The 13,394-nt window shown below is 44.0% G+C and carries 16 protein-coding genes; all 16 read left to right on the top strand.

Translation table 11 applies throughout. The features are described 5' to 3' along the window. The first annotated feature begins 11 nt into the window (after nt 1-11). On the top strand, nt 12-557 hold the full coding sequence (locus ABFY19_RS13310; protein WP_418791137.1) for a manganese efflux pump MntP family protein: 546 nt from the start codon (nt 12-14) through the stop codon (nt 555-557). 15 nt (nt 558-572) lie between these two features. After that, entirely contained in the window at nt 573-1,043 is a 471-nt protein-coding gene (locus ABFY19_RS13305; RefSeq protein WP_418791136.1) for a low molecular weight protein arginine phosphatase, read from the top strand. Between the two features lie 70 nt (nt 1,044-1,113). Next, on the top strand, nt 1,114-1,581 hold the full coding sequence (gene rpiB, locus ABFY19_RS13300; protein WP_418791135.1) for a ribose 5-phosphate isomerase B: 468 nt from the start codon (nt 1,114-1,116) through the stop codon (nt 1,579-1,581). Nucleotides 1,582-1,597: 16 nt separating this feature from the next. After that, the gene (gene glyA / locus ABFY19_RS13295; RefSeq protein ID WP_418791134.1) at nt 1,598-2,845 is read left to right on the top strand and encodes a serine hydroxymethyltransferase; all 1,248 of its coding nucleotides are present in this window, start codon (nt 1,598-1,600) and stop codon (nt 2,843-2,845) included. A 65-nt stretch (nt 2,846-2,910) separates the two neighbouring features. After that, on the top strand, nt 2,911-4,071 hold the full coding sequence (gene wecB / locus ABFY19_RS13290; protein WP_418791133.1) for a non-hydrolyzing UDP-N-acetylglucosamine 2-epimerase: 1,161 nt from the start codon (nt 2,911-2,913) through the stop codon (nt 4,069-4,071). 218 nt (nt 4,072-4,289) lie between these two features. Further along, nucleotides 4,290-4,514 carry an AtpZ/AtpI family protein gene (locus tag ABFY19_RS13285; RefSeq protein WP_418791132.1) on the top strand — a complete coding sequence of 75 codons (225 nt, stop codon included), beginning with the start codon at nt 4,290-4,292 and terminating at the stop codon, nt 4,512-4,514. Nucleotides 4,515-4,602: 88 nt separating this feature from the next. After that, nucleotides 4,603-5,328 carry a F0F1 ATP synthase subunit A gene (atpB, locus tag ABFY19_RS13280; protein ID WP_418791131.1) on the top strand — a complete coding sequence of 242 codons (726 nt, stop codon included), beginning with the start codon at nt 4,603-4,605 and terminating at the stop codon, nt 5,326-5,328. A gap of 53 nt (nt 5,329-5,381) precedes the next feature. After that, the gene (gene atpE, locus ABFY19_RS13275) at nt 5,382-5,618 is read left to right on the top strand and encodes an ATP synthase F0 subunit C (protein ID WP_418791130.1); all 237 of its coding nucleotides are present in this window, start codon (nt 5,382-5,384) and stop codon (nt 5,616-5,618) included. Nucleotides 5,619-5,739: 121 nt separating this feature from the next. Next, the gene (gene atpF, locus ABFY19_RS13270; protein WP_418791129.1) at nt 5,740-6,249 is read left to right on the top strand and encodes a F0F1 ATP synthase subunit B; all 510 of its coding nucleotides are present in this window, start codon (nt 5,740-5,742) and stop codon (nt 6,247-6,249) included. Next, entirely contained in the window at nt 6,243-6,809 is a 567-nt protein-coding gene (locus ABFY19_RS13265) for a F0F1 ATP synthase subunit delta (RefSeq protein ID WP_418791128.1), read from the top strand. The genes atpF and ABFY19_RS13265 overlap by 7 nt, the downstream gene beginning before the upstream one ends. Further along, nucleotides 6,810-8,315 carry a F0F1 ATP synthase subunit alpha gene (gene atpA, locus ABFY19_RS13260; protein ID WP_418791127.1) on the top strand — a complete coding sequence of 502 codons (1,506 nt, stop codon included), beginning with the start codon at nt 6,810-6,812 and terminating at the stop codon, nt 8,313-8,315. Nucleotides 8,316-8,350: 35 nt separating this feature from the next. After that, entirely contained in the window at nt 8,351-9,208 is an 858-nt protein-coding gene (gene atpG, locus ABFY19_RS13255; RefSeq protein ID WP_418791126.1) for an ATP synthase F1 subunit gamma, read from the top strand. A 24-nt stretch (nt 9,209-9,232) separates the two neighbouring features. Beyond that, nucleotides 9,233-10,657 carry a F0F1 ATP synthase subunit beta gene (gene atpD / locus ABFY19_RS13250; protein WP_418791125.1) on the top strand — a complete coding sequence of 475 codons (1,425 nt, stop codon included), beginning with the start codon at nt 9,233-9,235 and terminating at the stop codon, nt 10,655-10,657. A 2-nt stretch (nt 10,658-10,659) separates the two neighbouring features. Then, on the top strand, nt 10,660-11,064 hold the full coding sequence (locus tag ABFY19_RS13245; protein ID WP_418791124.1) for a F0F1 ATP synthase subunit epsilon: 405 nt from the start codon (nt 10,660-10,662) through the stop codon (nt 11,062-11,064). A 170-nt stretch (nt 11,065-11,234) separates the two neighbouring features. After that, nucleotides 11,235-12,020 carry a YwmB family TATA-box binding protein gene (locus ABFY19_RS13240; protein ID WP_418791123.1) on the top strand — a complete coding sequence of 262 codons (786 nt, stop codon included), beginning with the start codon at nt 11,235-11,237 and terminating at the stop codon, nt 12,018-12,020. 43 nt (nt 12,021-12,063) lie between these two features. Continuing rightward, the gene (gene murA, locus ABFY19_RS13235) at nt 12,064-13,326 is read left to right on the top strand and encodes a UDP-N-acetylglucosamine 1-carboxyvinyltransferase (RefSeq protein ID WP_418791122.1); all 1,263 of its coding nucleotides are present in this window, start codon (nt 12,064-12,066) and stop codon (nt 13,324-13,326) included. Nucleotides 13,327-13,394 lie beyond the last annotated feature (68 nt).

The following is a 13,394-nucleotide window of genomic DNA, read 5'->3' as shown; positions in this document are numbered from 1 at the left end:
AGGAGTAAAATTTGGGGTTGGGAACAATTTTTGCCCTGGCTCTGGCTTTAAGTGCCGATGCGTTTTCTTTTTCTCTGGGGCTGGGGATGGCAGGGGTTAACAAAAGACAAGTTTACCTGATAAGCCTAACTGTATTAATATTTCATATTGTCATGCCATTAGCGGGTTATTTTGCCGGTGGTTTTGTGGGAAGTTTTCTTGGCAGATGGGCCGGTTATGTTGGGGCTGCAGTTCTGATAGCGCTTGGGCTGAGGATGGTCTGGGAAGGTTTTTCCGAAAATCAGGAAGAGAATTTTTCCCAGTACATCCTTACCAGTATTTATGGAATTGCAGTATTGGGGCTAACTGTCAGTATTGATGCTCTCAGTGTGGGCTTTACCTTGGGGACTTATCAGGCTGAGGTGGGTTTGGCGGCAGCTATTATCGGGCTTGTTTCCGGAATAATGGCATTCTTTGGACTGGAATTTGGCAAAAAAGTCGGGGAATGGATGGGCAGGCGTGCTTTGGTGGCAGGGGGTTCTGTTCTGGTGCTGATAGGGATAAAGATGTTTGTTTAATGGAGTGTGGTTTGTTTGAAAATTGCTTTTATATGTACTGGCAATACGTGCCGCAGTATTATGGCACAAGCGCTGGCAGGACAAATTCTTGGCGAAATTGGGGATATCGGTAATGACATACAGGTAATTTCGGCAGGGTTAATGGTATATCCCGGCAGTCCGGCCTCGGAGAATGCCCGTGAGGTAATGGCCCTATTGGGAATAGATATTTCTTCACACATGGCCAGGCCGTTTACTGATGCAATTGCACGGGAAGCTGACTTAATCCTTACCATGACTGCCGCACATAAAAGGGTCCTTTCCGGGAATTATCCCCGGCTTGGTGAAAAGCTGTATACTCTTGCCGAATATGCCGGAAACGGGAAAGCAGATGTGACAGACCCGTTTGGACAATCTTTCGAAGTATACAGGGAAAGTGCTGGGGAAATTAGAGAACTAGTGGAAAAGGTGATACATAAAATATTGCAGCAGGGAAATGGGAACTGATGTAGAAATGTAAATGAGGAAAATTGTAAAGTTATGTAGAATTTCATTAATTTGTTTATCGGAGGCATATATGACAAAGGAAATTGTAACAGTAGCCTTAGGATCGGATCATGCCGGTCTCAGGCTGAAAGAAGAAATAATTAAGATGCTTCAGGAAGAAGAGTATGTTTACAAAGATTTCGGCACTTTTTGTGAAGAGTCGGTGGATTACCCTGATATTGCGCTTGATGTTGCCAAAGCGGTGAAGTCAGGCGAGTATAAAAGAGGAATTCTCATATGCGGGACTGGAATAGGCATCGGGATAGCAGCCAACAAAATGGATGGCATCAGGGCCGCATTATGTCATGATACTTTTTCTGCAAAGGCATCCAGGGAGCACAATGATGCTAATATTTTAACGATGGGTGAGCGCATTATAGGGCCGGGCTTGGCCAGGGATATTGCCGCCATTTGGCTGAAAACTGATTTTGCCGGTGGCCGCCATGCCAGGAGAGTGCAAAAGATTATAGATATTGAAAAAATAAAAAATAGTGATTAGTGAGGAGGAAATTGTTATGGATGATGAGCTCTATTTTGTTAAAACGACAGACCCTGAAGTGGCTGAAGCACTTGCTAAGGAAAAATACAGACAGCAGCATAAAATTGAACTGATAGCCTCGGAAAATTTTGTGAGCAGGGCGGTTATGGCTGCACAGGGAACAGTCCTGACCAATAAATATGCTGAAGGATACCCGGGAAAGCGTTATTATGGCGGATGTGAATATGTTGATATCGTAGAAGACTTGGCCATAAAGAGGGCAAAAGAAGTTTTTGGGGCAGAACATGTTAATGTTCAGCCTCATTCCGGTGCCCAGGCAAATATGGCAGTTTATTTTGCCATGCTTAATCCGGGGGATACCGTCCTGGGGATGAACCTGAGCCATGGCGGGCACCTCACTCATGGCAGTCCTGTAAACATGTCAGGGAAATACTATAATTTCGTCCCTTACGGGGTTGAAAAGGAAACCGGTAAGATTAATTACGAAAAATTGTTTGCTCTTGCTTTTGAACATAAACCTAAAATGATTGTTGCCGGGGCCAGTGCTTATCCCAGAATTATTGATTTTGTGCAGTTAAAGGAAATAGCCGAAGAGGTAGGGGCCATGTTAATGGTTGACATGGCTCACATCGCTGGGCTGGTGGCTGCCGGTCAGCACCCGTCCCCGGTTCCCCATGCTGATTTTGTTACCACAACTACTCATAAAACACTTCGCGGCCCCAGGGGCGGGATGATTCTCTGCAGGGAGAAATATGGCCCTGCCATCGATAAATCGGTGTTCCCAGGGATTCAAGGGGGACCCCTGATGCATGTTATTGCCGCCAAAGCAGTTGCCCTTAAAGAGGCTTTGACACCTGAATTCAAGGTGTATCAAGAGCAGGTTGTCAAAAATGCCACGGTTTTGGCTGGTTTTCTGATGCAGCGGGGATTTGAAATAGTATCCGGAGGAACAGATAACCACCTAATGCTGGTTGACCTCAGAAGTAAAGATATTACCGGGAAAGAAGCAGAAGCAGTCCTGGACCAGGCTGGGGTAACAGTTAACAAGAATGCTATCCCATTTGACCCCCAGAGCCCGTTTGTGACAAGCGGTGTCAGAATTGGGACCCCGGCGGCTACAAGCAGAGGCATGAAGGAAAAAGCTATGGAAACTATTGCAGAAATTATTGACATGGCTATTACCGGACGGGATGATGAAGCTAAGCTTGCTGAAGCCCGCAATCTGGTAAAAGACTTATGTGAGCAACATCCCCTGTATAACTAAATTAAATTGGATGAACAGTTCTGTTGTATAACTAATGAGGTGAACCTGTGAAAACAGATACGCTTATGAATTCAGAAGCTCCTTTAAGAGTGCTTATAGTATTTGGTACGCGTCCCGAAGCCATTAAGATGGCTCCTTTGGTTAAGCAATTGGAAGATGCCCCTGATATTGACTGCAGTGTTGCCGTTACCGCGCAGCACCGCGAAATGCTGGACCAGGTTCTGGATTTATTTCATATTAAACCTGAATATGATTTAAATATCATGCTTCCAAATCAGACCCTTTATGAAATTACAACAAGAGCTCTGACAGGGCTGAAGGACATCTTGGAACAGGAAAAACCGGATATTGTCTTGGTACATGGGGATACTACTACTACATTTGTTGCCGGCCTGGCAGCTTTTTACCGGCAGATCAAGGTGGGGCATATAGAAGCAGGACTGCGTACCGGGAACAGGTACTCGCCATACCCCGAAGAAATGAACCGGAAGCTTACGGGAGCTATTGCCGAATTTCACTTTGCACCAACCGGGACTGCAAAGGCAAACTTGTTAAGGGAGGGTGTTGACCCGGAAAATATTCTGGTAACCGGCAACACTGTTATTGATGCATTATTGGCTACCGTAACGGATGAGTTTGTTTTTGGAGACAATATACTGGATAATATTGACTATAATCGGCGGAAGGTGCTTGTGGTGACAACCCACCGCCGGGAAAACATTGGTGACCCTCTGAGAAACGTTTACCGGGCATTGAGGTCTGTGGTGGAAAACTATCCTGAAGTAGAAATTGTTTTCCCTGTCCATAAAAACCCTAAGGTAAGAGAAGTGGTAAATGCGGTGCTTGGCGGGGTCCCTAGGGTACATTTAATTGATCCCCTTGACTATGCTCCATTTGTGAACCTGATGAACAAGTCATATTTGGTACTGACTGATTCCGGAGGTCTGCAGGAAGAAGCCCCTTCTTTAGGCAAACCGGTCTTGGTGCTTAGGGATACCACAGAACGGCCGGAAGCTGTTGAGGCCGGAACTGTCAGGATGGTGGGCACAGATGAGGCAGCAATTTATAAACAATGTAAATTATTGCTGGAGAATTATGAGGAATATAATAGGATGGCAGGGGCGGTAAATCCATACGGAGATGGCAGGGCAAGCGGGAGGATAGTATCTGGATTAAAATACTATTTTGGCTTAAATGGCAGGAAACCTGAGGAATTTTCAGTATAATAACTTTGTGAAAAAAATATTAAAAATTACCTCCAGAAAAAAGGAATTTGTAAAAAAAGGGAGAATAATGAGTACATCTGCAGTGGTTTTCCGGACATATAATGTAGACCTTCTGCCGAGGTAAAAGGTGTTATGTTTATGTCCTTTTAAAAACACCTTAAGTTCAAAAAATTGTGAAAACGAATCCCTGCCCTAAGCCCCACAAAGAGGGTGTGAAAATGAAAGAAGATGAGAAGTACCGGAGCTTTAAGGCCGTTGGCCTTATTATGTCTGCTGGTATGACAATGGCCGTATCGGTCGCATTGGGGTATTTTGCCGGGAACTGGCTGGATAACTATTTTGGGACAAAGCCATGGTTAACACTGATTATGTTTATTTTGGGCACAGCGGCAGGTCTTAAATCATTGTACGACTTTGCTTTTCCTAAAAAGGGGAATGATTAGTTTTAAACAAATAGAGAAGAAATATTTTTTACAGTATAAATTTGTTCAATATACATGACTATAGGTGTTAGCAAAGGAGGTGGATACAATGTCAGCAGCAGCGCACGGAGGCGGCGCGGCACATCATGGGCCATCAGATCCATTGTTTAATATTCCAATACCGGGAACTGAGTTTCATTTGCCTATATATAATTTCGTAATAACTTCATGGGTTATCATGTTTATACTGGTGTTTACGGCTTGGTTGGCTACCAAGAACATGCACCGGATGCCAAAAGGCATCCAAAATGTCTGGGAATATATTGTAGATGCTTTGTTTGACTTCATTGGCGGTATTATGGGGGAAAACAGGGCCAGAAAATATGGGCCGTTTTTGGCAACTTGTTTTCTTTATATACTATTGTGTAACTATTCAGGTCTAATTCCAGGCGCAGCAATGATTAAGGGTTTTGTGCCGCCCACAAACAATGTCAGTATTACAGCGGCTTTAGCAATCTTGGTATTTATTTCCGTGTTTTATTATGGAATCAAGGCAAAAGGGTTAAGCTTTTTCAAACATTTCTTCCAGCCAATGGCATTCATGGTTATTCTTAATGTTATTGAAGAAGTGGTCCGACCGGTATCGCTTTCTCTTCGTCTTTATGGGAACATATTCGGTGAAGAAAAAATAATTGAAGAATTGGGCAACATGATTCCTTTTTTAGTTCCTCTGCCCATGATGGTTTTGGGTCTTCTTACGGGGGCCATCCAGGCTCTCGTGTTTACACTGTTAGCTTCTACTTACATATCTGGAGCTACTGAAGAACACCATTAAAATTTTATTAACTAGTTTTTTTATTTGCTAGTCTTGAGAAGGGGGGGAAAATAATGGAACTGGTTAACGGTTTAATTGCACTGGGCGCTGCTTTTGCGGTAGGTGTTGCTGCTATAGGCGCCGGTATTGGTCAGGGTATTGCTTCCGGTAAGGCTTTCGAAAGTATAGCCCGTCAACCAGAAGTTAGCGGCACAATCAGGACACTTCTTTTCATTGCCTTAGCATTTATGGAAACCTTAACTATCTACGGTTTGTTGATTGCATTTATTTTGGTTGGTAAAATTGGTTAAATGCTATTATGTCAGTTTCGTATATCAACTAAGGCGGTAGAGATCAGGGAAGGTATAACCTTGGTCTCTTTTCGCCTAAAACAGGGTTTTGAATGATTGGAGAGAGGGGGTTTTCGGATAGATGGGAGCAATTCTTGAGAGCTTAGGTTTTGAATTTCCCAAGTTCATATGGCAGGTAGTTAACTTCCTTATTCTAGTGGTTCTTTTGAAAAAGTTTGCCTACAAACCGATTCTCAATATGCTTGATGAACGCAGGAAATCTATTGAGGATGCCATAAATAATGCTGAAACCGCCAAGACTGAAGCTGAAAACATGCGAAAAGAATATCAAACCCGTCTGGCTGAAGCCAAGCAGGAAGCCCAGGAGATAATGGCTAAAGCCACAAAGCTGGGTGAAGAAATGAAGCAAGAGATTATAGCTAATGCGCAAAGTGAGGCAACAAAAGCAATCCAAAAAGCTCAGGAAGAAATTAAAAGGGAAAAAGACCAGGCTATTGCTGCCCTGCGGGATGAGGTAGCTGTTTTGGCAGTAATGGCTGCAGGACAAGTCCTGGGTAAGTCTATCAGTATTGAAGATCACGAAAAACTGGTCAAAGAATTTGTCTCAGAGGTAGGGGATCTTAAATGCTAGAAAATGCTGTTGCCCGCAGGTATTCGAATGCTTTTTTTGCTATTGCGCAGGAGCAAGGCTTGACTGACCGGCTCGAAACTGAACTGAAGAATGTTGTTGATGCCATATACAGCAACGAGGACCTCAAAAGAGTTATGGAGCATCAGTTGGTATCTCCTGAAGAGAAAAAAGTCATTTTGGAAAAGGTTTTTATCGATGAGATTTCAGAAGTAACCATGAATTTTTTGAAGGTAGTTATTGAAAAATACCGTGCTTCATATATCCCGGCAATTTACGAAGAATTTGTTTCATATGCTAATGAGGCACGCAATATGGCTGATGCCCAGCTTAAGTCTGCTGCAGAATTAACTGAAGCTGACATGGCACTAATCAAGACCAAACTGTCAGAAGTAACCGGTAAAACCGTAAGACTTCACGCTGAGGTCGACCCAAACCTGATTTGCGGGGTTGTGGTACGCATTGGAGATAAAGTTATTGACAGCAGTTTGGTGGGCAGATTGAAGAAACTAAAAGAAAATCTTCTGCAAATTGAAGTTAAGGAGATAGGGGTGAGGAACTAAATGAAATTACGGCCGGAAGAAATAAGTTCGATAATCAAGCAGCAGATTGAAAAATATCGAACTGAAATAGAAGTAACTGATGTCGGTACAGTTATCCAAGTTGGGGACGGTATTGCACGGATATACGGTCTTGAACAAGCTATGGCCGGTGAATTGCTTGAATTCCCCGGTGGTATTTACGGTATGGCCCTCAACCTCGAAGAAGATAACATCGGATGTGTTATCATGGGTCCCTATACTAAAATCCGGGAAGGTGACACAGTAAAGAGGACAGGCAGGATTGTTGAGGTTCCTGTTGGAGATGCCATGCTGGGCCGGGTTGTTAACTCACTGGGCCAGCCTATTGATGGGAAAGGGCCGATTAATACCAATAAGTTTCGTCCGGTTGAGAAAAGGGCCGAAGGTGTTATTGAGCGAAAATCGGTTCACCAGCCATTACAAACCGGTTTAAAGGCCATTGACTCTATGGTTCCCATCGGCCGGGGACAGAGGGAATTGATAATTGGTGACCGTCAGACCGGGAAAACTGCAATTGCCATTGATACAATTATTAACCAAAAAACTACAGACGTTATTTGTATATATGTAGCTATCGGCCAAAAGGCTTCTACTGTTGCCGGTGTAGTTAAGACACTGGAAGAACACGGGGCGATGGATTATACCATTGTAGTATCCGCAACTGCTTCTGAGCCCGCTCCGATGCTTTACATAGCTCCGTACAGTGGTTGTGCTATGGCAGAAGAATTTATGTACCAGGGCAAACATGTACTGATAATTTATGATGACTTGACTAAACAGGCTGCAGCTTACAGGGAACTTTCCCTTCTGCTCCGCCGCCCGCCAGGACGCGAGGCTTATCCCGGGGACGTATTCTATCTTCACTCACGTCTTCTGGAACGTGCATCCAAGTTGAATGATGACCTAGGAGCAGGTTCGATTACTGCACTCCCGGTCATTGAAACCCAGGCCGGTGACGTTTCGGCATATATCCCGACAAACGTTATTTCAATTACAGATGGACAGATATTCCTTGAGTCAGACCTTTTTTATTCCGGAATCAGGCCTGCGATTAACCCCGGTATTTCGGTATCCCGGGTAGGGGGCAGTGCTCAAATTAAAGCTATGAAGCAGGTTGCCGGACGTCTTCGTATTGACTTGGCCCAGTTCCGTGAGCTGGCGGCATTTGCCCAGTTCGGTTCCGACCTGGATAAGGCAACCCAGGCCCGATTGACTCGCGGTGAGCGGTTAGTTGAAGTTCTTAAGCAGGGCCAATATAAGCCTATGCCTGTACAAGACCAGGTAATGATTATTTTTACTGCCGTTAACGGATATTTTGATGACCTGCCGGTAGATAAAGTTGCCAGGTTTGAGGAAGACTTCCTTAAGTTCATGTATTCCAGCAAACCGGAAATCGGCAAAGAGATTGTTGAAAAAGGCGCTATGAGTGATGAATTGATTGGAAAGCTCAAAGGCGCAATAGCCGAATTCAAAAAGATGTTTGCATAAATGGCAGACACAGGCAAAGGTGGTGAGAAATCAGCATGGCAAGCGCACGAGATTTAAGACGCCGGATAAAGAGCATCAAAAGTACTCAGCAGATTACCAAAGCCATGAAAGCGGTTGCAGCGGCAAACCTGCGTAAAGCACAGGAACGGGTTTTTGAAGCTCGTCCTTTTGCCGGCAAAATCAGAGAGGTTTTGTCCCGGATTACTTCCGCCAATTCAGGGGTAAGCCATCCCTTGCTGGAGGTCCGTGAGCCTAAAAACATTTGTTATGTGCTTATTACTGCCGACCGTGGTTTATGCGGGGGTTATAATGCAAATATCATCCGTATGAATGCGGGATTGGTTAATGATAAGCCCGGAAGTTTAGTAACTGTCGGACAGAAAGGGCGTGATTTTTTCCGCCGCCGGGGTTATGATATTAAATCCGAGTTCGTGGGCCTTGGTGAAGAAATACCTTTCGGTATTGCCAAAGAAATTGGACAAACCGTGGTTAATTATTATGTTGAGGGAGTATTTGACGAAATATATCTCATATACACCGAGTTTAAATCAGCAATGACACAGATACCGACAATCATGAAGCTGCTTCCTGTTGAGCCGCCGGCCCAGAAAGAAGGAGAAAAGGGTGCAGCAACAATGGACTACATTTATGAACCGGCTCCGGAAGAATTGCTGGCAGAATTGCTGCCTAAGTATATAGAAACAACTATATATAGAGCTCTCTTGGAATCCAAGGCCAGTGAACAAGGGGCCAGGATGACGGCAATGAGTTCTGCAACCGATAATGCCAGTGAAATTATTGATAAACTTACCCTTTCCCTGAATAGGGCACGGCAGGCGGCAATCACCAAGGAAATTTCTGAAATTGTTGGTGGAGCCAACGCATTAGATTAATGAGATAGGAGGGGAAACGCATAGATGAACGCGGGTAAAGTAGTTGCGGTAGTTGGACCGGCCCTTGACATTGAGTTCCAGCCGGGGCAATTGCCCGAAATATACAATGCTATCAAAATTACAAGTGCTGACCAGGATACCATTAAATCCGGTGTTGAGTTGGATATTACCCTGGAAGTTGCCCAGCACCTCGGAAACAACCTCGTTCGTGCCGTAGCCATGAGTTCTACCGATGGGGTAGTCAGGGGCATGAAGGCGATGGATACAGGGGCCCCGATAACCATACCGGTAGGCCGGCCTACCCTTGGCAGGCTGATGAACGTTATCGGTGAAACAATTGATCATCAGGGCCCGATTAAAACAGATACTTATTATCCAATTCACCGGCCTGCTCCAAAGTATGAGGACCAGGAAACATCTACAGAGATATTGGAAACAGGTATAAAAGTTGTTGACCTGTTGGCCCCTTATGCTAAGGGTGGTAAGATTGGTCTTTTTGGCGGTGCCGGTGTTGGCAAAACAGTTTTGATTATGGAGCTTATCAGGAACATTGCTTATGAGCACGGTGGGTTTTCGGTATTTGCCGGTGTTGGTGAGCGTACCCGTGAGGGTAACGACCTTTATCATGAAATGAAAGATTCCGGGGTTATTGATAAAACAGCTATGGTATTTGGTCAGATGAATGAACCTCCTGGGGCCCGTCTCCGGGTTGGCATTACAGGTCTGACTGTTGCTGAATTCTTCCGTGATGAGGAAGGCCAGGACGTTCTGCTGTTTGTTGATAACATTTTCCGGTTTACCCAGGCAGGTTCCGAGGTTTCCGCACTCCTGGGACGGATGCCTTCTGCGGTTGGGTATCAACCTACACTGGCTACAGAGATGGGCCAGCTTCAGGAACGGATTACATCAACTAAAAAAGGTTCAATTACTTCAGTACAGGCTATTTATGTGCCTGCCGACGACTTGACCGACCCCGCCCCGGCAACTGCGTTTGCTCACTTGGATGCTACCACAGTACTAAACCGGGCACTGGTTGAAATCGGAATTTATCCTGCAGTTGACCCCCTTGATTCTACTTCCAGGGTTCTTGACCCAAGGGTAGTTGGGGAAGAACATTATAAGGTCGCCAGGGAGGTTCAGGGAGTTCTTCAAAGATACAAGGAGCTCCAAGATATCATAGCGATTTTGGGTATGGATGAATTGTCTGATGATGATAAACTGATTGTTGCCCGTGCGCGGAAGATACAAAGATTTTTATCCCAGCCGTTCTTTGTAGCTGAGAACTTCACCGGTACACCTGGTAAATATGTACCTTTAAAAGAGAGTATTCGCGGTTTTAAGGAAATTCTTGACGGAAAGCATGACGACCTTCCTGAACACGCGTTCTTGATGCAGGGTACAATAGATGAAGTTGTAGCTAAGGCCAAAGAGCTGGAGGGAAGTGAGTAATTATGGCTGACAGGAACGTCGTTGTTGAGATAGTGACACCTGAACGCATTGTGTATAGTGAACCGGCAGATTTTGTTGTTGTTCCCGGTATTGAGGGCTATCTTGGTATTCTGCCCTTACACGCTCCGATTGTCTCCGGTTTAAATATCGGTGTGTTAAAGGTAATCAAAGAAGGGAAAGAAACCAAGGTTGCTATCAGCGGCGGGTTCATGGAAGTTAATGACAATAAAGCTGTTATTCTTGCCGATACTGCAGAACGAGCTGATGAAATTGACGTAGACAGGGCCCAGGCAGCACGTGAACGTGCTGAACAGAGGCTGGCGAGCAGGTCACCTGATATTGATGTTATCAGGGCAGAGTTAGCTTTGAGAAGGGCTATGGCCAGGCTAACTGCTTCGGGAAAATAATAATACCTAATAACAGGGGCTGACTTATAATTAATGAGTCGGCCCCTGTTTCATTATTGGAGTAAAATATTATGAACGTAATTGGTCTAAGAAGCCGAAGCCGGGGCAATACTTTAGGCATAGCCCTTTATTTATTTAGGGATGGAAGTAATAATTAGGCCGGTGGTAAAATGTTAATTAATATTGTTGCAAAAAAAAGAATTCTTTTTGTTTTTATAATTTTAACAATTATCTTAATGGCAAGCGTGCTTTACATAATATGGAAACCATTTTCCGTCAACAATCAGCCTGAAGGAGCTACTGTTGTCCAGGCCTTCGGTGCATCAGGAGCAAAATTTGCTGAGCTTGAGGTTAATGGATGGGAGAAGTGTGACGTTAAGTTAGTTCAAGTAGAAGCGGAAGAATATTTAAAAAAGCGATTGCAGCGCCTTTTTCCCTTAGAAGAGAGAGTGCCACAAATAAAGACAGTTAGGTATGGCGGGGGTTTCATAACCCAGGCTTTGGGGAAAACAGAGCAGGGCATAATAGTGCTGGCTACATTAAATATAAACAGTCAGCTTGAACGACAGGCAGATGAACAAGTTTATTTTACTGTAACTTTAAGGACCAAAAACCCACAGTGCTCCTTTAATAGGTTGGATAATATGCTTAACACCATTATGGAGAGTGATTCATATCACAGGAGTACTATTATTAAGGGGGAAATTGCAGGAAGAGTAAATAATTACCAAAGACAAAAAGTAATTCAGGATATGATTAAAGAGGTGGGAGCAAATACCGTTAATACTTATGATAGTGGCTCTATGGTAAGTATTTCCGCACATACTTCTAAGTTGCCGGAAGGCTTGACAATAGCTGGACAGTCAATTAATATAAATATGGCGGCAAGGTATAATTCTGTCGAAAAAAAGACTATTTTGTATGTCGGATCCCCGATAATAACCTGTGAATATTAAGAAAAGGTTTTCACAAAAGTAATTGTATTAGGGGGAAATAAGGTTGGAGAAACTTGTTGTTAGGGGAGGAAAACCTTTATACGGAAAAGTACGTGTCAGTGGGGCTAAAAATGCGGTTTTGCCGATTATAGCCTCTACTCTTTTGGCTGAAGAGGGAATCTGCCAAATAAGCGGTGTTCCATACTTGGCTGATGTAGAGACGCTTATAGACCTTCTGAGATTTATGGGTGCTGAAGCGACCAGGAAAGAGGAGACATTAACTGTAGATGCTAAAATATTGACTAACACTGAGGCCCCTTACGATTATGTCAGTAAAATGAGGGCTTCTTTTCTTGTTATGGGGCCATTACTTGGCAGGTATGGCTATGCCAAAACATTTCTTCCCGGAGGCTGTAAAATAGGAACAAGACCAATTGACCTTCACTTAAAAGGTTTTGTCAGCCTGGGAGCTGAAATTGTCAGAGAAGATGGATTTGTTGTGGCAAAAGTAAAAGACAGGTTAAAGGGAGGCAAGGTATACCTGGATTTTCCAAGCGTAGGGGCTACCGAAAATATTATAATGGCTGCTATCCTTGCTGAAGGAACCACATATATCCAAAATGCTGCTGAAGAACCGGAAATTGTTGATTTGGCTAATTTTTTGAATGCAATGGGAGCGAAGGTTACTGGAGCAGGTACGAATGTAGTTAAAATTGAAGGACAGGCTTCTCTTAAAGGAGCAGTGCATCAGGTTATCCCTGACAGGGTTGAAGCCGGGACATATATGGTAGCAGCCGCCCTGACAGGTGGAGAAATATATATAGAAAATGTCATCACAGAACACCTTAAGCCTGTGATTGCAAAACTTGAAGAAACTGGGGTAAAGATTCAGAACGGCGGTTCCGGAATTAGGGTTTCTGGGCCTGAAAACATAGAGCCGGTCAATATTCAGACATTGCCTTATCCGGGTTTTCCGACAGATATGCAGCCTCAAATTACAGCTTTGCTGACCAGAGCAAAAGGTACAAGTATGATAACTGAAACAGTTTTTGAAAATCGTTTTATGCATACTGAGGAACTTGGTCGGATGGGAGCAGATATCTGGGTAGATGGTCGTGTTGCTGTTATTAAGGGAGTATCCGGATTGAATGGTGCCAGGGTCCAGGCAACAGACCTCAGGGGCGGGGCTGCTTTAATACTTGCCGGATTGGTGGCTAAGGGAGAAACAGAGATAAATTTTATTCATCATATAGACAGGGGATATGAAAAGCTTGAAGATAAGTTCTGCAGGCTTGGTGCCGATATCAGAAGGGTTAATGCAGGATAGCAAAAAAATGGTCTAGATTTGGTGTTTTTAAATATTAATAATTGTAAAGGCCGGTAGCTTTGACCGTA

Origin of the sequence: Phosphitispora sp. TUW77, from assembly GCF_048453025.1 — a bacterium.
In the GTDB taxonomy this organism is placed as follows: Bacteria; Bacillota; Thermincolia; order Thermincolales; family UBA2595; genus Phosphitispora.
Note: the sequence above shows the minus strand (reverse complement) of the source record. Positions and strands in the feature narration are given on the sequence as shown.

Bases quoted from the DNA above. Each gene is read 5' to 3' on its own strand.
- atpA (WP_418791127.1), top strand. From the start codon at position 6,810: ATGAAATTACGGCCGGAAGAAATAAGTTCGATAATCAAGCAGCAGATT.
- ABFY19_RS13240 (WP_418791123.1), top strand. From the start codon at position 11,235: ATGTTAATTAATATTGTTGCAAAAAAAAGAATTCTTTTTGTTTTTATA.
- atpB (WP_418791131.1), top strand. From the start codon at position 4,603: ATGTCAGCAGCAGCGCACGGAGGCGGCGCGGCACATCATGGGCCATCA.
- atpE (WP_418791130.1), top strand. From the start codon at position 5,382: ATGGAACTGGTTAACGGTTTAATTGCACTGGGCGCTGCTTTTGCGGTA.
- rpiB (WP_418791135.1), top strand. From the start codon at position 1,114: ATGACAAAGGAAATTGTAACAGTAGCCTTAGGATCGGATCATGCCGGT.
- glyA (WP_418791134.1), top strand. From the start codon at position 1,598: ATGGATGATGAGCTCTATTTTGTTAAAACGACAGACCCTGAAGTGGCT.
- atpD (WP_418791125.1), top strand. From the start codon at position 9,233: ATGAACGCGGGTAAAGTAGTTGCGGTAGTTGGACCGGCCCTTGACATT.
- atpF (WP_418791129.1), top strand. From the start codon at position 5,740: ATGGGAGCAATTCTTGAGAGCTTAGGTTTTGAATTTCCCAAGTTCATA.
- wecB (WP_418791133.1), top strand. From the start codon at position 2,911: ATGAATTCAGAAGCTCCTTTAAGAGTGCTTATAGTATTTGGTACGCGT.
- ABFY19_RS13245 (WP_418791124.1), top strand. From the start codon at position 10,660: ATGGCTGACAGGAACGTCGTTGTTGAGATAGTGACACCTGAACGCATT.
- ABFY19_RS13285 (WP_418791132.1), top strand. From the start codon at position 4,290: ATGAAAGAAGATGAGAAGTACCGGAGCTTTAAGGCCGTTGGCCTTATT.
- ABFY19_RS13265 (WP_418791128.1), top strand. From the start codon at position 6,243: ATGCTAGAAAATGCTGTTGCCCGCAGGTATTCGAATGCTTTTTTTGCT.
- atpG (WP_418791126.1), top strand. From the start codon at position 8,351: ATGGCAAGCGCACGAGATTTAAGACGCCGGATAAAGAGCATCAAAAGT.